Genomic DNA, 19,569 nt, shown 5'->3' with positions numbered 1-19,569 from the left:
GTGGACCCCGGCGCCGAATGGAAGAGCGGCAGCGTGAGCACGCTCGACCAGACGCTGCGCCGCAAGCCCGCCGTCAAGGCCGGCGACCGCAATCCGTTGCTGCCCTTCGATCCGGCGCAGCAGTGGGACGGTTTCCCGATCAACACCTCGGACGGCCTGGGCTCGCACACGGTGAACTGACCGGGACCGCCGGGCCGGCGCTCGGTCGGCCCGGCGGATTCAGCCCTCGGCCTTCTTCAGCACATAGCCGATGCGCGGGAAGTGCACATGCACCCGCCCCGTGCGCTCGCCGGTGCGTTCCAGCGAGTAGTGGGTGCGCGTGGCCGCCACCAGGATGCCCGGCGTTTCCTCGAGCCCGAAACTCTCGGCGCGCAGGGTGACGGCGCTGCCCAGCGGAATGCCGTGGTCGTCCTGGAAGGTGCTGTCGGTCAGCAGCGAATGCGGCGTCGCGGCCTTGGCCACGGCGATGGCTTCGTCGGCGCCGAACTTCTCGGGCGTGCCATGGCCGATGGCCGCCATGCGGTTCATCCAGTCGACCACCGCGGGCGTGAGGTCGAGGATGCCCTTCACCGCCTCGATGCGGCGCGTGTACCAGAGCGGGTGATAGGCCGAGAAGTCGGCGATGCTGGGCACCTCGCCGAGCAGGAAGGGCTTGTCGTCGAGCATGTCGGACAGCCGGCGCAGGTACGACTTGTAGGCGCTGGTGGCATCGGCCGGGCGCAGCCGCGTCATGTTGCCGGCGCTCATCTTCGCGCGGTCCTCGCCGAAGGCCTTGGCGGCCTCGGGCGGCGCCTTGGCGAACACCTCGGCCGCGCCCTTGGGCTGCAGGTTCCAGGCCATCGCCGCCCAGAACAGCGTGGTGTCGGCCCACTGCGCGAGGATGCGCGACATGCCCTTCTCGGGCTCGGGGTACAGCGTGGGCGCGGGCTGCAGGTGCTCCAGCACGTCGGCGATCAGCGCGCTGTCGCAGTAGATGTCGGCGCCGATCTGCAGGAACGGCGTCTTGCGGTAGCCGCCCGTGAGCACCTCCACGTCGGGCTTGGGCATGATCGGCGGGATGAAGACCGACTTCCACGGCAGCGCCTTGGCGCCGAGGATCAGGCGCACCTTCTCCGAGAAGGGAGAAGTGGCGTAGTGGTGCAGGATCAGATCGGCCATCGTGGTTTTTCCTTGTGAGAGGGAGACAGTGTTCTTCTAGACCGGCTGCGCGCGCCGCACGATCGCATCGAAATCGGTGCCCGCGCCCAGCGTGCCGAAGGCATGGCCCCAGTCGCCGCCCAGGCGCGAGGCGCAGAACGCGCCCACCACCGCTGGCGGCGCGGTCTGTGCGAGCAGCGAAGCCTGCACGGCCAGCGCCACGTCCTGTGCCAGACGACGCGCCTCGACCTCGGAGGCCATCGCCTCGATGCGCGCGGGCAGCGCGTCGGCCAGGCGGTCGAGCGCCGCATGCTGGCCGCGCGCGGGCGCCAGTTCGTGCGCCAGCGCCGCCACCGCGTCGCCCTTGCGCAGGCCGCGCAGCAGGTCGAGCGCCATGATGTTGCCCGCGCCCTCCCAGATCGAGTTGAGCGGCATCTCGCGGTAGACGCGCGCCATCACGCCCTCCCCGCCCTCCTCCACGTAACCGTTGCCGCCCAGGCATTCCATCGCCTCCTGGCCCAGCAGGCTGCCGCGCTTGCAGATCCAGAACTTGGCGACCGGCGTCAGGAGCCGCGCCATCAGGCGCTCGTGCTCGTCGGCGGGCCGGTCGAAGGCACGCGCGAGGCGGATCGCGAGCGCGGTGGCGGCCTCGCTCTCGAGCGCCATGTCGGCCAGCACGTTCTGCATCAGCGGCTGCGCGATCAGCGGCTTGCCGAAGGCGCTGCGCTGCGCCGTGTGGTTCAAAGCCAGCGCGAGCGCCTGGCGCATCAGCCCGCTGGTGCCGAGCGCGCAGTCCAGCCGCGTCATCGTGCCCATCTCTAGGATCTGCGGAATGCCGCGCCCCTCCTCGCCCACCAGCCAGGCGCTGGCGCCGTGGAACTCGACCTCGGAACTGGCATTGGCCTTGTTGCCGAGCTTGTCCTTCAGGCGCTGGATGCGGATCGCGTTGCGCGTGCCGTCGGGCAGCACGCGCGGCAGGAAAGAAGCAGCTGAGCCCGGCCGGCGCCTGCGCCAGCACCAGGAAGGCATCGCACATCGGCGCCGAGAAGAACCACTTGTGGCCCGTGATCTCGTAGCGCTCGCCCCAGCCATCGCTGTCCGCGCGCACGGCCTTGGTGGTGTTGGCCCGCACGTCGGAGCCGCCCTGCTTCTCTGTCATGCCCATGCCCATGGTCACGCCGGCCTTGTCGGCCACCGGCTTGAGCGCGGGGTCGTACACGAGACTGCCGAGCTTCGCGCCCCAGTCGGCATGCACGGCCGCGTTGTCGCGCAGCGCGGGCGTTGCCGCGTAGGTCATCGAGATCGGGCACAGCATCGAGGGCTCGAGCTCGGTGAAGAGCATGAAGCCCGCGGCGCGCAGCACATGGGGCGACGCGGCCGCGCCGGGCTCGGCGCGCCACGGCGTGCCGTGCAGGCCCGCGCCCACCGCCGCCTTCATCAGCAGGTGGTAGCTCGGATGGAACTCGACCTCGTCGATGCGCCGCCCGAAGCGGTCGTGCGTGCGCAGCTCGGGCGTGTGCACATTGGCCAGCCGCGCATGGGTCTGCATGTCGGCCGAGCCCAGCGTTTCGCCCAGTTGCCGCAACGCATCGGTCGGCAGTTGCGGCGCATTGAAGTTCAACGCATCGCGCAGGGGCCGGTTGGTGTCGAAGAGGTTGTAGCCGGCCAGTGGCGCCGGCTGGTTGAATACCTCGTGGGTCGCGTCCATGGCCGGCTCCTTCGCGTTTTTTCAGTGCCTCAGATCAGCTTGACCAGCTGCTTGCCGAAGTTGCGGCCCTTGAGCAGCCCCAGGAAGGCCTCGGGCGCGGCCTCGATGCCCTGCGCGATCGACTCGCGCGGCTTGAGCTTGCCGCTGCCCACCAGCGCGCCGAGCTCGGCCAGCGCCTCGGGCCACACCTCCATGTGCTCGCTGACGATGAAGCCCTCGACCTTGAGCCGGTTGATCAGGATCAGCGCGGGGTTCGCGAGCGGCAGCGGCTGGCCGTCGTAGCCCGCGATCATGCCGCACAGCGCCACGCGCGCGAAGGCGTTGGTGCGCAGCAGCACGGCGTCGAAGAAGTGTAGCCGCCGACGTTCTCGAAGTAGCCGTCGATGCCGTCGGGCAGGCTTCCTTGAGCGCCGCGCTCATGGTCTTGACGTCGGGATGCTGGCGGTAGTCGATGCAGGCGTCGAAGCCGAGCTCGTCGGTCACGTACTTGCACTTGTCGGGCCCGCCCGCGATGCCCACCACGCGGCAGCCGCGCGCCTTGGCCAGCGCGCCGAAGGCGCTGCCCACGGCACCGCTGGCGGCCGTGACGACCACGGTCTCGCCGGCCTTGGGCGCGATGATCTTGACCAGGCCGTACCAGGCGGTCACGCCCGGCATGCCGACCGCGCCCAGGTAGTGCGACAGCGGCACGTGGGTGGTGTCGACCTTCTTGAGCGCACCGGGCTGCGAGGCATCGACCACGCTGTACTCCTGCCAGCCGCCGAAGCCCACCACCTTGTCGCCCACGGCGTACTTCGGATGCTTGCTCTCGACCACCTCGCCCGCGGTGCCGCCCTGCATCACCTGGCTCAGCGGCTGCGGCTGGGCATAGCTTCTTGGCGTCGTTCATGCGCCCGCGCATGTCAGGGGTCGAGGCTCATGCAGTGGTGGCGCACCAGCACCTGGTTGTCCTTGAGCGCCGGGGTTTCCGCGGTCACGAGCTTGAAGTTGCTTGCGACGGCTTCGCCCTCGGGGCGGTTGTCGAGGATCTGCTGCTTGTTGGTCGGCATGGTCGGTTCTCCTGGAAGCTGGTTGGCGGCGCGCGAGGCGCCTTCGGACTGCGGCGGCGGAACGCGGTCCGCCGCCCCTGGACTGTTCGCCGTCAGTCGGTCGACGGCGGGCGCATCGCGTTGGCGCTCGCCGGACCGGTCGGCAGCCGGCGCTTCACGTACTTAAAGGTGCCGGTGGCATCGGGCGCACACGCGCTCCTGCTCGTCGTAGATCTTGGCCTCGGTGAAGGCCAGCGTGGCGGTGCGGTGGATCAGCGTGCCGCGCGCGTGCAGCGGGCCGACCGAGGGCTGCATGAAGCTGGTCTTCATCTCGATCGTGACCACGCCGGTCTCGGGTGTCACGCTGCGCGCGGCCGCGGCCATGCTGATGTCGAGCAAGGTCATGCAGGCGCCGCCGTGCGTCACGTCGAAGGTGTTGAGGTGCTCGGGCTTGGCCGTGTAGCGGATCTCGGATTCGCCGTTCTCGAACTTCACGAGCTCGAAGCCCAGGTGGCGCGCGAACGGGATCTGGCTCGTGTACGAGCAGATGTTGATGTCGTCGGAGTCTTGGGTCATTGCTTCAGAACGTGTTCAGGCCGCGCCGAGAACCACGCTCACGCCGCCGTCGACCGCCAGCCACTGGCCGGTGATGTGCTTGCCGGCATCGCTCGCGTACAGCAGCGTCAGGCCCTTGAGGTCTTCGTCGTCGCCCAGGCGGCCCAGCGGCGCCTGCGCGGCCATCTTCTCCTCGCCCAGCGACTTGATCAGGCCGGCCGCCATCTTCGTCATGAAGAAGCCCGGGCAGATCGCGTTGACGGTGATGTTGTACTTGCCCCATTCGGCCGCCAACGTGCGCGTGAAGCCGATGACCGCGGTCTTGGAGGTGTTGTCAGGCCAGGGTCTGCATCTCGGGCGGGTTGCCGTTGAGGCCCGCGATCGAGGCGATGTTGATGATGCGGCCGCTCTTCTTGGGATCATGTACTGGTTGGCCACGTGCTGCGACAGGATGAAATCGCCGCGCACGTTGAGGTTCATCACCTTGTCCCAGGCCTCGACCGGGTGGCTCTCGGCCGGCGAACCCCAGCTCGCGCCGGCGTTGTTCACGAGGATGTCGATCGCGCCCAGGCGCTGCAGCGTTTCCTCGGCCAGGCGACGGGTGTCCTCCTCCTTCGCGCAGTCGGCGGCGATCCAGCGCGCGTCGATGCCGGCGGCCTGCAGCTCGGCCGCGGCCTGCTCGAGATCGTCGGCCTTGCGCGAGCTCAGCATGATCTTCGCGCCGGCCTCGCCGAGCGCATGGGCCATCTGCAGGCCCAGGCCGCCGCGAGCCGCCGGTGATGAGCGCGGTCTTGCCGCGAAGGTCGAACAGTTGCTGGGTGGTGCGTGCGGTCATCGGGAATGTCTCCGGGTGTCGGTGGTGTTCGGGGGTCAGAGCTCGTAATCCATACGCTGGCGCGCTTCGCGCACGGCGCCGATGAAGGGCTTGAGCGCGACGTGCTGCGGATGCTCGGCATAGGCCGCGAGCGCGGCGGCGTCGGTGAATTCCGAGTTGAGGATCAGGTCGTAGGTGGCTTCCAGGCCCGGCTGGGCCAGCGCGACCTCGAAGCGCGCGGTGCCGGAGACAGCGTCGCGCAGGCCTCGAGCAGCGCCTTGGCCTTGGCGAGGTTGGCGGCCTTGTCGGCGCCCTCGGCGTGTTCCTTGAACTTCCACATCACGATGTGCCTGAGCATGGCTTGGCTCCTTACTTGTCGTTCATGCGCGAGCGCACGTAGATCAGCACGAAGCCCACGACGGTCGCGATGCCGCCGGGCACGGCCATGGCCCAACCGGTGGCCGGCTCGGTGCGGCCGGTGGCGATGCCCAGGACGATGAGGAACAGGCCGCCGTAGATCAGGATCCAGATCCACTTCTCGAGCGTGGCATGCGGTTTCGGAGGCTTGGCGGGAGTGGGAGGGGTCATGGCAATGGAGGGCATCAGAATGCCTCTTCGGGCAAGGCGGTACAGGTCGGATCGCGGCTCTCGACCACGTTGAGCCAGGCGCCGTTCTTCGGGCAGCTCGTAGTGAAGAAATAGCGCGCGGCCGCCATCTTGCCAGCAGTCGCGGGCGCGGCCTGCGCCGGGTCGAGTTCGAGCGCGCGCTGCGCCACGTCGAGCCACAGCCAGGCCAGCACCGTGTGGCCGAAGGCCTGCATGTACGGCACCGCGTTCACCAGCGCCTCGGCCGGGTCGCCGGTGGACCAGGCGGCCTCGGTGGCGCTGCCCACGCGCTGCAGCGCCTCGCCCAGCGCCTTGGCGTGGGCGGCGAGCGCGGGCACCTGGGCGGCGCGGCCGATGGTCTCGGTCATGCGGCCGGCCAGCAGCTGCAGGCCGCGGCCCTTTTCCATCAGCACCTTGCGGCCCAGCAGGTCGGCTGCCTGGATGCCGTGCGTGCCCTCGTGGATCATGTTGAGGCGGTTGTCGCGCCAGTACTGCTCGACCGGGAAGTCGCGCGTGTAGCCGTAGCCGCCGTGCACCTGGATCGCGAGCGAGTTGGCCTCGAGGCACCATTCGCTGGGCCAGCTCTTGGCGATCGGGGTCAGCACTTCGAGCAGCAGGCGCGCGTCGTCGGCGGCCTGCGCGTTGCCGGTCTTCTGCTCGTCGACCAGCCGCGCGCAGTACAGCTCGAGCGCCAGCGCGCCTTCGCGATCGGCCTTCTGCGCCAGCAGCATGCGGCGCACGTCGGCGTGCTCGATGATGCGCACCTGCGGGCCCGCCGAATCCTTGACCACCTTGGCCTCGCCGCCCTCGGGCTTCTTCACGAGACGGCCCTGTGGCCGGCTCTCGGCATAGTCGAGCGAGGCGTAATAGCCGGCCATGCCGAGCATGGTGGCGGCGGTGCCGACGCCGATGCGCGCCTCGTTCATCATGTGGAACATGCAGTGCAGGCCCTTGCCGGGCGCGCCGACCAGGTAGCCCACCGCGCCGGCCTTGCCGCCGACCGGGTACTTGCCCTCGCCGAAGTTCAGCAGCGTGTTGGTGGTGCCGCGCCAGCCCAGCTTGTGGTTGAGGCCCGCGAGCGCCACGTCGTTGCGCTCGCCCGTGAGCTCGCCCTGCGTGTTCACCATGCGCTTGGGCACGATGAAGCAGCGAGATGCCGCGCGTACCCGGCACCAGCTTGCCGTTCTCGTCGGGGATCTTGGCGAGCACGATGTGCACGATGTTCTCGGTCAGCTCGTGGTCGCCCGAGGAGATCCACATCTTGTTGCCCGTGAGCCGGTAGCGCGGGCCCAGCGGGTCGTCCTGGAAACCGTCGCCGTCGGGCACGGCGCGCGTGGCCACGTCGCTCAGCGAGGAGCCGGCCTGCGGCTCCGACAGGCACATGGTGCCGGCCCAGCGCCCGGAGAACTCGTTCCTGGCGAACACTTCCTTCTGCGCATCGGTGCCGTGCACCAGCAGCAGGTTGGCGTTGCCGCTGGTCAGCATGTTCGAGCCGATGCTCACCGAGGCCATCGCGAAGAAGCTGTTGGCCGCGGCCTGCACCGTGTAGGGCAGTTGCATGCCGCCGATGTCGTAGTCCTGCGCCGCGCTCATCATTCCCGATTCGACGAAGGCCTTGTGCGCGTCGTGCGTGGCCTGCGGCAGGATCACCTTCTCGCCGTCGAAATGCGGCTCCTGCGTGTCGACGGTGCGGTTGAACGGCGCGTACTTCTCGCGCGCGATGCGCTCGCAGGTGTCGAGCACCGCGTCGAAGGTCTCGCGCGAGTGGTCGGCGAAGCGTTCGCGCGAGGCCAGCGTTTCGGCATGCAGCCAGTCGTAGAGCAGGAAATCGAGGGTGGGACGCAGGCTCATGGTGGGTTCCAGGAAAGCGGGATCGGGGTCGGACAGCGAGCGCGGAAGGCGCGGAAAGCCAAGAAAAAGTCGCAGAGAAAAACCAATGAAAATTCTGGTTTCTCTTCTGCGACTTCTGCGTAACCTTCGCGACTTCTGCGTTCGGAAGTCCGAATTCAGCGGTTCAGGACGAAGCTCAGATCACCTCGAACACGCCCGCGGCACCCATGCCGCCGCCGATGCACATCGTGACCACGACCTTCTTCGCGCCGCGGCGCTTGCCTTCGATCAGCGCATGGCCGGTGAGGCGCTGGCCGCTCACGCCGTAGGGGTGGCCCACGGCGATGGCGCCGCCGTCCACGTTGAGGCGGTCGGCCGGGATGCCGAGCTTGTCGCGGCAGTAGATCACCTGCACCGCGAAGGCTTCGTTGAGTTCCCACAGGTCGATGTCGTTGACCGTCAGGCCCAGGCGCTTGAGCACCTTGGGGATCGCGAACACGGGGCCGATGCCCATCTCGTCGGGCTCGCAGCCCGCCACCGCGAAGCCCAGGAAGCGGCCCAGCGGCTTCAGGCCCTTGCGCTCGGCGTACTTCTCGTCGACCACCACGCAGGCGCCGCCGCCGTCCGAGAACTGGCTGGCGTTGCCGGCCGAGATCAGGCCGCCGGGAATGGCCGAGCGGATGCCGCTGATGCCTTCCTTGGTGGTGCCGGGCCGGATGCCTTCGTCGTTCTCGATCGTGACTTCCTTGGTGCGCAGGCCCAGCACCGGGTCGGCCACGCCGGCCAGCACGGTGATCGGCGCGATCTCGTCCTTGAAGCGGCCGGCTTCCAGCGCGGCCGTGGCCTTCTGCTGGCTCGCGGCGCCGTACTCGTCCATGGCGTCGCGGCCGATGTTGTAGCGCTTGGCGACCTGCTCGGCCGTCTGCAGCATGTTCCAGTAGATCTCGGGCTTGTGCTTCACGAGCCAGGGATCGGCCAGCATGTGCTTGTTGGCTTCGTTCTGCACGCACGAGATGCTCTCGACGCCGCCGGCCACGTAGACGTCGCCCTCGCCCGCGATGACGCGCTGGGCGGCGGTGGCGATGGTCTGCAGGCCCGAGGAGCAGAAGCGGTTGATGGTCATGCCCGAGGTGGTGATCGGGCAGCCGGCGCGCAGCGCGATCTGGCGCGCGATGTTCGAGCCGGTCGCGCCCTCGGGCGTGGCGCAGCCCATGATCACGTCGTCGACCTCGGCGGCCTCGATGCCGGCGCGGGCGATCGCATGCTGCACCGCATGGCCGCCGAGCGTGGCGCCGTGCGTCATGTTGAAGGCACCCTTCCAGCTCTTGGCGAGCGGCGTGCGGGCGGTGGAAACGATGACGGCGCTGGTCATGGTGAGGTCCTTTTCGAAGATGGAAGGGAAAGCCGGGTTACTGGGGCTGCGCCCCGGAGGCGTTGCGCAGCAGCTGCTGATAGAAGCCGATCATCTCGCCGTAGTTCGAGATCGCGAGGCGTTCGTTGGTGCCGTGGAAGCGCGCGAGATCCTCGTTCTTCATGCGGAAGGGCGAGAAGCGGAACACCGCGTCGCTCAGGATCGAGAAGTGGCGCGAATCGGTGGCCGCGGTCATGAGGCCGGGCGCGACGACGGCGTCGGGGAAGGACTGGCGCACCGAGCGCTCGATGGTCCGGTAGCCGGCGCTGTCGGTCGGCGAGACCGGCGAGGCCTCGGAGTTGCCGGGGTAGCGCTTGATCTTGATCTCGTCGTCGCCCAGTTGCTTGCGCAGGTGGGCCTCGACGCTGTCGATGGTGTCGCCGGGCAGCACGCGGAAATTGACGGCGGCTTCGGCGCGGCCGGGCAGCACGTTGTCCTTGTTGCCGGCGCGCACGATGGTCAGCGCGGTGGTGGTGCGCAGCATCGCGTTGCTGCTCGGGCTCTTCTGCAGCTGGCCTTCGACCAGCGGCGCCGTGAGCCAGAGGTTGGACAGCATCACGCGGTTGATGCCGCTCATCTCGGGCGCGAGCGTGCCGAACATCTGGGCGGCCACGCCCTGGATGCCGCCGGGCATCGGGTGGGCCTCGAGCTTCGCGAGCGCCGCGCCCAGGCGGCCGATCGCGCTGTGCGCGGGCGGCATCGACGAGTGGCCGGGCGCGGTGTCGAGCGAAAGGAAGAAGGTGGCGTAGCCCTTCTCGGCCAGGCCGATCAGCGCCGCCGGTTTGCTCAGGCCCGGCAACACGCCGTCGAGCACCAGCAGGCCCTCGTCGAGCACCCAGTCGAGCTTCACGCCGCGCGACTTGAGCAGCTCGGCGATCGGCAGCGCGCCGCGCAGGCCGCTGACCTCCTCGTCGTCGCCCATCACGAGGTAGACGGTCTGCTTCGGCTGGAAGCCGCTCGCGATCAGCAGCTCGATGGCCTCCATCTGCGCGAACAGGTTGCCCTTGTTGTCGAGCGTGCCGCGGCCCCAGACGAAGCCGTCCTTGATCTCGCCGCCGAAGGGGTCGACGCTCCAGGCCTTCTCGGTGCCGGGAGCGATCGGCACCATGTCCTGGTGCGCCATCAGCGCGATGGGTTTGGCCGCGGCATCGCTGCCGGTCCAGGTGTAGAGCAGCGCCTTCTGGCCCACCACTTCCTTCTTGAGGGTGGCGTGGACCTTGGGAAAGTTCTGCGCGAGGTAGGCGTGCAGCTTGTCGAACTCGGCCAGGTTGGCGGCCGGGTCGTCGAGGCTGGACACCGTGCGAATGGGGATCGCGCCCGCGAGCCGCTTGGCGGCGGCCTGCAGGTCGATCTCGGGCTTGGGGGACGGCGCCACCGCGAGCTGGCGCGATGGCGTGGTCCAGGTCTTGACCGCCACGACCGCCGCCAGCGCGACCAGCACCAGCAGCAGTCCCAGGAAGATGCGTTTCAACATGGGCGGTCGAGATCCGGCGACATCAACCGAAGGACTTGCCTTCGGCCACGAGCTTCTGGATCAGCGCGGCGGGCTGCCAGAACTCGGCGTCGTCGCGCGGGTTCTTCGCGAAGCGCTTCATGGTTTCGGCCACGTTGTACAGGCCGACCTGCGAGGCGTAGTGCATCGGGCCGCCGCGCCAGATCGGGAAGCCGTAGCCCGTGAGGTAGACCATGTCGATGTCGCCCGACTTCGAGGCGATGCCGTCCTCGAGGATGTGCGCGCCTTCGTTGACCAGCGCGTAGACCAGGCGCTGCACGATCTCCTCGTCGGAGATCTTGCGCGGCGTGATGCCCAGTTCCTTGCGGTGGTCCTCGATCATCTTGTTGACGAGTTCCGAGGGGATCGCATCGCGCTTGCCGGCCTGGTAGTCGTACCACCCTGCCCCGGTCTTCTGGCCGAAGCGGCCCAGTTCGCAGAGCTTGTCGGCCGTGCGGCTGTACTTCATGTCGGCGCGCTCGACGGCGCGGCGCTTGCGGATCGCCCAGCCGATGTCGTTGCCGGCCAGGTCGCCCATGCGGAACGGGCCCATCGCGAAGCCGAATTTCTCGATCGCCTTGTCGACCTGCTGCGGCGTCGCGCCCTCGTCGAGCAGGAAGCCGGCCTGGCGGCTGTACTGCTCGATCATGCGGTTGCCGATGAAGCCGTCGCACACGCCCGAGACCACCGAGGTCTTCTTGATCTTCTTGCCGATGGCCATGACCGTGGCGAGCACGTCCTTGGCGGTCTGCTTGCCGCGCACCACCTCGAGCAGCTTCATCACGTTGGCGGGGCTGAAGAAGTGCATGCCGACCACGTCCTGCGGACGCTCGGTGAACGATGCGATCTTGTCGACGTCGAGCGTCGAGGTGTTCGAGGCCAGGATCGCGCCCTTCCTGGCGACGCGGTCGAGTTCCTTGAAGACCTTCTCCTTGACGCCGATCTCCTCGAACACGGCTTCGATGATCAGGTCGGCGTCCTTCAGGTCGTCGTAGCTCAGCGTGGTGCTCAACAGCGCCATGCGCTGCTCGTACTTGTCCTGCTTGAGCTTGCCCTTCTTGACCTGGGCTTCGTAGTTCTTCTTGATGGTGGCGATGCCGCGGTCGAGCGCTTCCTGCTTCATCTCGAGGATCTTCACGGGGATGCCCGCGTTGAGGAAGTTCATCGAGATGCCGCCGCCCATGGTGCCGGCGCCGATCACGCCGACCGTCTTGATCTCGCGCTTGGGCGTGTCCTCGGGCACGTCGGGGATCTTCGAGGCGGCGCGCTCGGCCATGAACAGGTGGCGCAGCGACAGCGACTCGGGCGTGAACATCAGCGCGGTGAACAGGCGGCGCTCCTCGGCCATGCCCTCGTCGAACTTGAGCTTGGTCGCGGCCTGCACGGCGTCGATGCACTTGAGCGGCGCCGGATAGTTCTTCGACATGCCGCCGACCATGTTCTTGGTGAACTGGAAGTAGGCATCGCCTTGCGGGTGCTTGCACGGCAGGCTGCGCACCAGCGGCAGGTCGCCGCTCTTGGCGGCCGCGGCCTTGGCAAACTCGACGGCTTCGTCGAACACGGTCTCGGGCGAGGCGGCGAGCTTGTCGAACAGCTTCTGGCCCGGCAGGCTCGCGAGCAGCTCCGACTTCACGGCCTCGCCGCTCACGATCATGTTGAGGGCGGTTTCCACGCCGAGCACGCGCGGCAGGCGCTGCGTGCCGCCGGCGCCGGGCAGCAGGCCCAGCTTGACTTCGGGCAGCGCGACGTTGGTGCCCGGGGCCGCGACGCGGTAGTGGCAGCCGAGCGCGAGCTCGAGGCCGCCGCCCATGCACACCGAGTGGATGGCCGCGACGATGGGCTTGGTGGCGGCTTCGAGCGCGAGGATCACGCTCAGCAGGTTGGGCTCCTGCAGTGCCTTGGGCGTGCCGAATTCCTTGATGTCGGCGCCGCCCGAGAACGCCTTGCCGGCGCCGGTGATGACGATGGCCTTGACGGCATCGTCGGCATGGGCCTTCGACAGGCCGTCGGTGATGCCGATGCGGGTCGAGAAACCGAGACCGTTGACCGGGGGATTGGTCAGGGTGATCACGGCGACATCGCCGAGCACTTTGTATTCAGCCGTCATGCTGCGTTCCTTGGTGTGTGAAGAGAAAAAGAAAAAGCACGAGTGTTCTTTTTCCGGGGATTCTAGGCCTTTGGCGCGGCGCAACAATGGCACGCAGTCGCTGGAGGGACAAGGGGTGAAAACGGGGCCGGACGCAGAGGACGCGAAGGTTCCGCGAAGGACGCCAAAGAAAACCCAAACAAGTATTTGGCTGCTCTTTCGCGTCCTTCGCGTGATCTTCGCGTCCTCTGCGTCCGGAGGTGCGTTTTCGAAAGCCTAGTCTAGACCTCGAGCCATTCCTTGCGCGTCGCCCCGTCCGCGCGCAGGCTCGCGGGCGTGCCGTCGAACACGATGCTGCCGTGGCCCATGACGAGCGCACGGTCGGAGATCGCCATCGCGATGGTGAGCTTCTGCTCGATCAGCAGCACCGAGATGCCCTTGTCCTTGAGCGTGCGCAGGTACTGGCCCACGAGCTCGACGATCTTCGGCGCCAGGCCCTCGGTGGGCTCGTCGATGATGATCAGGTCGGGGTCGCCCATCAGCGTGCGGCACAGCGTGAGCATCTGCTGCTCGCCGCCCGAGAGCACGCCGGCCTCGGTGTGCTGGCGCTCCTTGAGGCGCGGAAACATGCCGTACATGTCGTCGAACTGCCAGCGGCTGCCCTTGCCCGAGCCCTTCTGCCCCAAGAGCAGGTTCTGGTGCACCGTGAGCTTGGGGAAGATGTCGCGGTTCTCGGGCACGTAGCCGATGCCCAGGTGGGCGATCTCGTAGGCCTTCTTGCGCAGGATGTCCTGCTCCTTCCAGCGCAGCGTGCCCTCGGCATGCACCAGGCCCATGATGGCCTTGGCGGTGGTCGAGCGGCCCGAGCCGTTGCGGCCCAGCAGCGCGACGATCTCGCCGGGCTGCACGTCGAAGGAAACGCCATGCAGCACATGGCTCTTGCCGTAGTAGGCGTGGATGTCGTGAAGCTTCAGCATCTTAGTGTCCCGCCCCTTGCGCATCGGCGACCGATGAACCGAGATAGGCTTCCTGCACGCGCGCATTGGCGCGCACGGCCGCCGGCGTGTCGAAGGCGATCACCTCGCCGTAGACAACCACCGCGATCTTGTCGGCCAGGCCGAACACCACGCCCATGTCGTGCTCCACCGTGAGCAGGGTCTTGCCCGTGGTCACGTGCTTGATCAGCGCGATGAAGTGCGAGGTCTCGGTCTTGCTCATGCCGGCCGTGGGTTCGTCCAGCAGGATCACGTTGGCGCCGCCGGCGATGGTCACGCCGATCTCGAGCGCGCGCTGCTCGGCATAGGTGAGGTTCACCGCATGCACGTCGCGCTTGCGTTCCAGGCCGATCTGGCGGATCAGTTCCTCGGTGCGCGCATTCGCGTCGTCGAGGTTCGAGAGGAAGCGCAGGAAGGTGTACTTGTAGCCGAGGCTCCAGAGCACGCCGCAGCGCAGGTTCTCGAACACGCTGAGCTTGGGGAAGATGTTCGTGATCTGGAAGCTGCGCGCGAGGCCCAGCCGGTTGATCTCGTAGGGCTTCCTGCCGTCGATGCGCTGCCCGTTGAGCAGCACCTCGCCGCTGGTGGGCGCGAGCCGGCCGCTGATCAGGTTGAACAGCGTGGACTTGCCCGCGCCGTTCGGCCCGATGACGGCCACGCGCTCGCCGGCCTTCACCGCGAGGTCCACGCCGCGAATGATCTCGGTCTTGCCGAAGTTCTTTCGCAGCGCCTTGAGTTCCAGTGCGTATTCAGCGCTCATGTGTTACGCCGCCTCCCGACGCTTGATTTCCGTTTCGATCTCTTCCTGCGCCTGGCCCCAGACCCGCACAAAGCGGCGCCGCGCGACCTCGAGCGCGCCCAGGCCGATGGCCAGGATCGCGACCGCGCCGAGCCAGCTGCCCATGCCCGCGGTGTCGAGCGAGACGCCGAAGAAGTTCAGCCGCGAGCCCATCGCCGCGTTGAGCTGGATGTGGTAGATCATCTCGATCAGCGCGGCCGCGCCGATCACCACCGGCACCAGCGCCGCGGCGAGCGCGAGGTAGAGCCACCAGAAGCGGTCGAACTTGCCGAACTTGGCCACGCGCAGGTTCATCATGATCAGGCTCGCGATGCCGCCCGGGGCGAACATCACCATGAACACGAACACGAGACCGAAGTACAGCTGCCAGGCCTTCGAGAGCTCCGACAGCAGGATCGAGGCGAACACCAGCAGCACCGCGCCGATCATCGGGCCGAAGAAGAACACCGCGCCGCCGAGGAAGGTGAACAGCAGGTAGCCGCCCGAGCGCACCGCGTTGAGGCTGTCGGCCGCGTTCACGATCTCGAAGTTGATCGAGGCCAGGCCGCCGCCGATGCCGGCGAAGAAGCCCGCGATGATGAACGCGAAGTAGCGCACGCGCTGCGTGTTGTAGCCGATGAATTCCACGCGTTCGGGGTTGTCGCGCACCGCGTTGAGCATGCGACCCAGCGGCGTGCCGGTGAAGGCGAACATCAGCGCGGTGCACACGAAGCAGTAGAACGCGATCAGGTAGTACACCTGGATCTGCGGCCCGAAGGTCATGCCGAGGAAGGGCGTGCCATAGACGCGGTCGGTGGTGATGCCGCCCTCGCCGCCGAAGAAGCTCGGGAACATCAGCGCCATGGCCGCCACCAGTTCGCCGATGCCCAGCGTGATCATCGCGAAGGTGGTGCCCGACTTCTTCGTGGTGACGAAGCCCAGCAGGATCGCGAAGAACATGCCGGCCAGTCCGCCCACGAGCGGGATCAGCACCAGCGGCACCGGCACCGCGCCCTTGCTCGCGAGGTTCATCGTGTGGATCGCGATGAACGAGCCCAGGCCGACGTAGACGGCATGGCCGAAGCTCAACATGCCGCCCTGCCCCAGCAGGATGTTGTAGCTCAGGCAGATGACGATGAGGTAGCCCATCTGCGAGAGCATGGTCAGCGCCAGGCTGCTCTTGAACAGGTGCGGCGCGACGATCAGGGCGATGGCGAACAGCGCCCAGATCAGGTAGCGCCCGATGTTCCAGGGCTTGAAGCGGTAGTAGCGCGAAGCTTGCGTGGTCGATGTCATGGCGTCAGTCCTCCCGGGTGCCGAGCAGACCCTTGGGCCTGAAGATCAGGATGAGGACCAGGAACAGGTACGGCAGGATCGGTGCGACCTGCGAGATGGTGAGCTTGAGCAGCTCGTAGCCGAAGGTCTGGTCGCTGACCGCGACGCCCAGCGCCTGCAGTCCGCCCGCCAGCGACTGGTCCATGGCGACCGCGAAGGTCTGGATCACGCCGATCAGCAGCGAGGCCAGGAAGGCGCCGGCCAGCGAGCCCATGCCGCCGACCACCACCACCACGAAGATGATGGAGCCGACCGAGCCCGCCATCGCCGGCTCGGTGACGTAGGTGTTGCCGCCCACCACGCCCGCGAGGCCCGCAAGCGCGGCGCCGCCGCCGAACACCAGCATGAACACGCGCGGCACGTTGTGGCCCAGCGCCTCGACCATGTCGGGATGCTTGAGCGCGGCCTGGATCACGAGGCCGATGCGCGTGCGCGTGAGCAGCAGCCACACCGACACCAGCATCAGCACCGCCACCAGCATGATGAAGGAGCGCGACTTGGGGAACTGGGTGCCGTAGAGCGAGAACAGCGGGCCCTGCAGCTGCGCCGGCAGGCCGTAGGGCACGGTCGAGCGCCCCCACACCAGCTGCACCAGCTCGAGGATCAGGTAGGAAAGACCGAAGGTCACGAGCAGCTCGGGCACGTGGCCGAACTTGTGCACGCGCCGCAGGCAGTAGCGCTCGAAGCCCGCGCCCAGCGCGCCCACGAGCAGCGGCGCGAGGAACAGCGCCGGCCAGAAGCCGACGATGTTCGACAGCGTGTAGGCGATGTACGCGCCCAGCATGTAGAAGCTGGCGTGCGCGAAGTCGAGCACGCCCATCATGCTGAAGATCAGCGTGAGGCCGGAGCTCAGCATGAACAACAGCAGGCCGTAGCTCACGCCGTTGAGCAGCGAGATGACGAAGAATTCGACGTTCATCGGTCTTTCGGATCACATGAAAAAGAAAAAGGCCCGAGTGTTGAAGTCGGGGCCTCGACCGTTCAGGGGCGTCCCGCGTTCAGGAGGGCCGCTTCATCTGGCACGTGGTGGGCGTGCTCGCCACGTAGGCTTCGTAGTACTTGACCGGGGCCAGCGTGTAGCCGGTGTTCTCGGGGCTGTACGGGTTCTTGGCGTCGGCCTTCTGCCAGCGCGTGATCCACAGGCCCTGCTGCAGCTGGTGGTCGGCCTTGCGCATCTCGACGTCGCCGTTGAAGCTCTTGAACTTCATGCCCTCGAGCGCCGCGGCCACCTTCACCGGCTCGGTCGACTTGGTGCGCACGAAGGCTTCGCTGAGCATCGCGTAGACGGTGTAGATGTCGGTGGTGTAGAGGTCGTCGTTGAAGCGCTTCTTGAACTCGCCCATCAGCGGCTGGACCGGGCCCGGCGCGTTGTAGTGGCTGTAGCCGACCTGGTAGACCTTGCCGTCCGAGGCCGCGCCCATGGCGGTCGGCGTGCCGTTGGTGACGGCGTAGTAGGTGTAGAACTTGACGTTGAGGCCGGCGTCGTTGGCCGACTTGATCAGCAGCGCGAGGTCGGAGCCCCAGTTGCCGGTGATCACGGTGTCGGCGCCCGAGGCCTTGATCTTGGCGATGTAGGGCGCGAAGTCGCGCACCTGGGCCAGCGGATGCAGGTCGTCGCCGACGACTTCGACGTCGGGGCGCTTGGTCTTGAGGTTTTCCTTCGCGAACTTCGAGACCTGCTGGCCGTGCGAGTAGTTCTGGTTGATCAGGTAGACCTTCTTGATCTCCGGCTGGTCCTTCATGAAGGTGGTCAGCGCCTCCATCTTCATCGAGGTGTCGGCATCGAGGCGGAAGTGCCAGTAGCTGCACTTGCTGTTGGTCAGGTCGGGATCGACCGCCGCGTAGTTGATGTAGAGCACTTCCTTGCCCGGGTTGCGGGCGTTGTGCTTCTCGAGCGCGTCGATGATCGCGAGCGCCGGGCCCGAGCCGTTGCCCTGCACCACGTAGCGCGCGCCCTGGTCCATGGCCGAGCGCAGCGCGGCGGTGGTTTCCTGCGGGCTGAGCTTGTTGTCGATGCCGATGACCTCGAACTTCACGCCGGCCGCGTTCTTCTTGTCGAATTCCTCGGCGAGGAACTGGAAGGTCTTGAGCTGGTTCGTGCCGACCGCGGCCATCAGGCCCGACAGCGGGTCGAGCCATGCGATCTTGACGGTTTCACCCTTCTGGGCCAGGGCGCCGGCGGCGCTTGCGGCAAGGATGGCTGCGGTAGCGATTTTCAGAGTGAACTTCACGATCTATATCTCCTGGTCAAACCGAATCAAAAAAGCCTTGCACGAGCGTACAAGCGTTCCCTGCCCCTCCCCTCAGGGATTGCCCGTAAGGGGAGTGCCGGGAAGCCCGGTTTCTATCGCGCAGGCGACAGCGCATTTCTCCAATTTCTACCCGTCGGTAGGCTTTTCTACCTCCGGGTAGGAAATGCGCATGAACACCCTCAGGGGCGCTTCATCTGGCAGGTCGTCGGCGTGCTCGCCACGTACGACTCGTAGTACTTCACGGGAACGTTGGTGTAGCCGGTGTTCTCGGCGTCGTAGGGGTACTTGGCGCTGGCCTTCTCCCAGCGCGCGATGTACAGGCCCTGCTGCAGCTGGTGGTCGGTCTTGCGCATCTCGACCTCGCCGTTGAAGCTCTTGAACTTCATGCCCTCGAGCGCGGCCGCGACCTTGACCGGGTCGGTCGATCTGGTCTGGACGAAGGCGTTGTCGAGCAGCGCGAAGGCATGGAAGATCGACGCCTGCGTGAGGTCGTCGTTCATCTTCTTCTTGAAATCGCCGAGCAGGCGCTGGATGTCGCCGCCCATGTTGTAGTGGGCATAGGCCACGGTGTAGACCTTGCCCGCGGAGGCCGAGCCCATGGCGGTGGGCGTGCCGGCGCCGGGCGCGTAGTAGGTCAGGAACTTGACGTCGAGGCCCGCGTCGTTGGCGGCCTTGATCAGCAGCGACAGGTCGGAGCCCCAGTTGCCGGTGATCACGGTGTCGGCGCCCGAGGCCTTGATCTTGGCGATGTAGGGCGAGAAGTCGCGCACCTGGGCCAGCGGATGCAGGTCGTCGCCGACGATCTGGATGTCGGGCCGCTTGTTCTTGAGGTTCTCCTTGGCGTACTTGCTGACCTGCACGCCGTGCGCGTAGTTCTGGCCGAGGATGTAGACCTTCTTGATGTCCGTCTGGTCCTTCATCCAGGTGGTCAGCGCCTCCATCTTCATCGAGGTGTCGGCGTCGAGGCGGAAATGCCAGTAGCTGCACTTGCTGTTGGTCAGGTCGGGATCGACCGCCGCGTAGTTCAGGTACAGCAGTTCCTTGCCCGGGTTGCGCGCGTTGTTCTTCTCGATCGCATCGATGATCGCGAGCGCCGGGCCCGAGCCGTTGCCCTGCAGGATGTAGCGCGCGCCCTGGTCCTGGGCCGAGCGCAGCGCGGCCGTGGTCTCCTGCGGGCTGAGCTTGTTGTCGATGCCGATGATCTCGAACTTCACGCCCGAGGCGTTCTTGTTGTTGAACTCCTCGGCCAGGAACTGGGTGGTCTTGAGCTGGTTCGTGCCCACCGCGGCCATCAGGCCCGACAGCGGATCGAGCCAGGCGATCTTGACGGTCTCGCCCTTCTGGGCGAAGGACGCGCCGGCACCGGCCAGCAGGGCGCACACGGCGATGGACTTGAGGGCAAAACGCATGAGGAGTCTCCAGGTTGTAGGGCCGCCCGATCGGCTGCCTCGGCAGCGTACAAGCGCGCTTTTTTCGGTCGCACAGGGATTGCCCGCAAGCCGGGCCGCGGCGGTGGCCGTGCTATCGCCTAGGCGACACGGC

12 protein-coding genes and 5 pseudogenes are annotated in these 19,569 nt (G+C 67.2%); all 17 read right to left on the bottom strand.

Annotated elements, in window-relative coordinates:
* Positions 1-219 precede the first annotated feature (219 nt).
* The 17 genes and pseudogenes from ACHMXE_RS26930 to ACHMXE_RS26850 all read right to left on the bottom strand — a co-directional run bounded on the left by ACHMXE_RS26930 (position 220) and on the right by ACHMXE_RS26850 (position 19,436).
* Positions 220-1,158: a glutathione S-transferase family protein gene (locus tag ACHMXE_RS26930; protein WP_203201068.1), complete on the bottom strand. Its 939-nt coding sequence runs from the start codon at positions 1,156-1,158 to the stop codon at positions 220-222.
* 36 nt (positions 1,159-1,194) lie between these two features.
* Positions 1,195-2,845 (bottom strand): annotated as a pseudogene (locus ACHMXE_RS26925) (isovaleryl-CoA dehydrogenase).
* Between the two features lie 29 nt (positions 2,846-2,874).
* Positions 2,875-3,894 (bottom strand): annotated as a pseudogene (locus ACHMXE_RS26920) (NADP-dependent oxidoreductase).
* Positions 3,895-3,986: 92 nt separating this feature from the next.
* Positions 3,987-4,449: pseudogene (locus ACHMXE_RS26915) on the bottom strand (PaaI family thioesterase).
* Between the two features lie 15 nt (positions 4,450-4,464).
* Positions 4,465-5,175 carry an SDR family oxidoreductase gene (locus ACHMXE_RS26910; protein WP_395352398.1) on the bottom strand — a complete coding sequence of 237 codons (711 nt, stop codon included), beginning with the start codon at positions 5,173-5,175 and terminating at the stop codon, positions 4,465-4,467.
* Positions 5,176-5,298: 123 nt separating this feature from the next.
* Positions 5,299-5,600 (bottom strand): annotated as a pseudogene (locus tag ACHMXE_RS26905) (Dabb family protein).
* 11 nt (positions 5,601-5,611) lie between these two features.
* The gene (locus ACHMXE_RS26900; protein WP_395352396.1) at positions 5,612-5,830 is read right to left on the bottom strand and encodes a hypothetical protein; all 219 of its coding nucleotides are present in this window, start codon (positions 5,828-5,830) and stop codon (positions 5,612-5,614) included.
* 14 nt (positions 5,831-5,844) lie between these two features.
* Positions 5,845-7,699, bottom strand: a pseudogene (locus tag ACHMXE_RS26895) (acyl-CoA dehydrogenase).
* A gap of 175 nt (positions 7,700-7,874) precedes the next feature.
* Positions 7,875-9,050 (bottom strand): acetyl-CoA C-acyltransferase, encoded by a 1,176-nt coding sequence (locus ACHMXE_RS26890; RefSeq protein WP_203201075.1) that lies wholly within the window; start codon positions 9,048-9,050, stop codon positions 7,875-7,877.
* Between the two features lie 37 nt (positions 9,051-9,087).
* On the bottom strand, positions 9,088-10,563 hold the full coding sequence (locus ACHMXE_RS26885; protein WP_395352393.1) for a M20 family peptidase: 1,476 nt from the start codon (positions 10,561-10,563) through the stop codon (positions 9,088-9,090).
* A 22-nt stretch (positions 10,564-10,585) separates the two neighbouring features.
* Positions 10,586-12,688, bottom strand: a complete 2,103-nt coding sequence (locus ACHMXE_RS26880) for a 3-hydroxyacyl-CoA dehydrogenase NAD-binding domain-containing protein (protein ID WP_395352391.1) — start codon at positions 12,686-12,688, stop codon at positions 10,586-10,588.
* 260 nt (positions 12,689-12,948) lie between these two features.
* Positions 12,949-13,644, bottom strand: coding sequence for an ABC transporter ATP-binding protein (locus ACHMXE_RS26875; RefSeq protein ID WP_203201078.1), 696 nt, complete (start codon positions 13,642-13,644; stop codon positions 12,949-12,951).
* Between the two features lies 1 nt (position 13,645).
* The gene (locus tag ACHMXE_RS26870) at positions 13,646-14,422 is read right to left on the bottom strand and encodes an ABC transporter ATP-binding protein (protein WP_395352389.1); all 777 of its coding nucleotides are present in this window, start codon (positions 14,420-14,422) and stop codon (positions 13,646-13,648) included.
* 3 nt (positions 14,423-14,425) lie between these two features.
* Positions 14,426-15,736: a branched-chain amino acid ABC transporter permease gene (locus ACHMXE_RS26865; protein WP_203201080.1), complete on the bottom strand. Its 1,311-nt coding sequence runs from the start codon at positions 15,734-15,736 to the stop codon at positions 14,426-14,428.
* 4 nt (positions 15,737-15,740) lie between these two features.
* Positions 15,741-16,694, bottom strand: coding sequence for a branched-chain amino acid ABC transporter permease (locus ACHMXE_RS26860; protein ID WP_395352387.1), 954 nt, complete (start codon positions 16,692-16,694; stop codon positions 15,741-15,743).
* Positions 16,695-16,773: 79 nt separating this feature from the next.
* A complete protein-coding gene (locus tag ACHMXE_RS26855; protein WP_395352385.1) occupies positions 16,774-18,006 on the bottom strand; it encodes a branched-chain amino acid ABC transporter substrate-binding protein in 1,233 nt (410 codons plus the stop codon).
* A gap of 200 nt (positions 18,007-18,206) precedes the next feature.
* Positions 18,207-19,436, bottom strand: coding sequence for a branched-chain amino acid ABC transporter substrate-binding protein (locus ACHMXE_RS26850; protein ID WP_395352383.1), 1,230 nt, complete (start codon positions 19,434-19,436; stop codon positions 18,207-18,209).
* Positions 19,437-19,569: the final 133 nt, after the last annotated feature.

The organism is Variovorax sp. UC122_21 (genome assembly GCF_044056785.1).
Taxonomy (GTDB): Bacteria; Pseudomonadota; Gammaproteobacteria; order Burkholderiales; family Burkholderiaceae_C; genus Variovorax.
The sequence above is the reverse complement of the archived record's forward strand: the minus strand, read 5'-3'. Positions and strand labels throughout refer to the sequence as shown.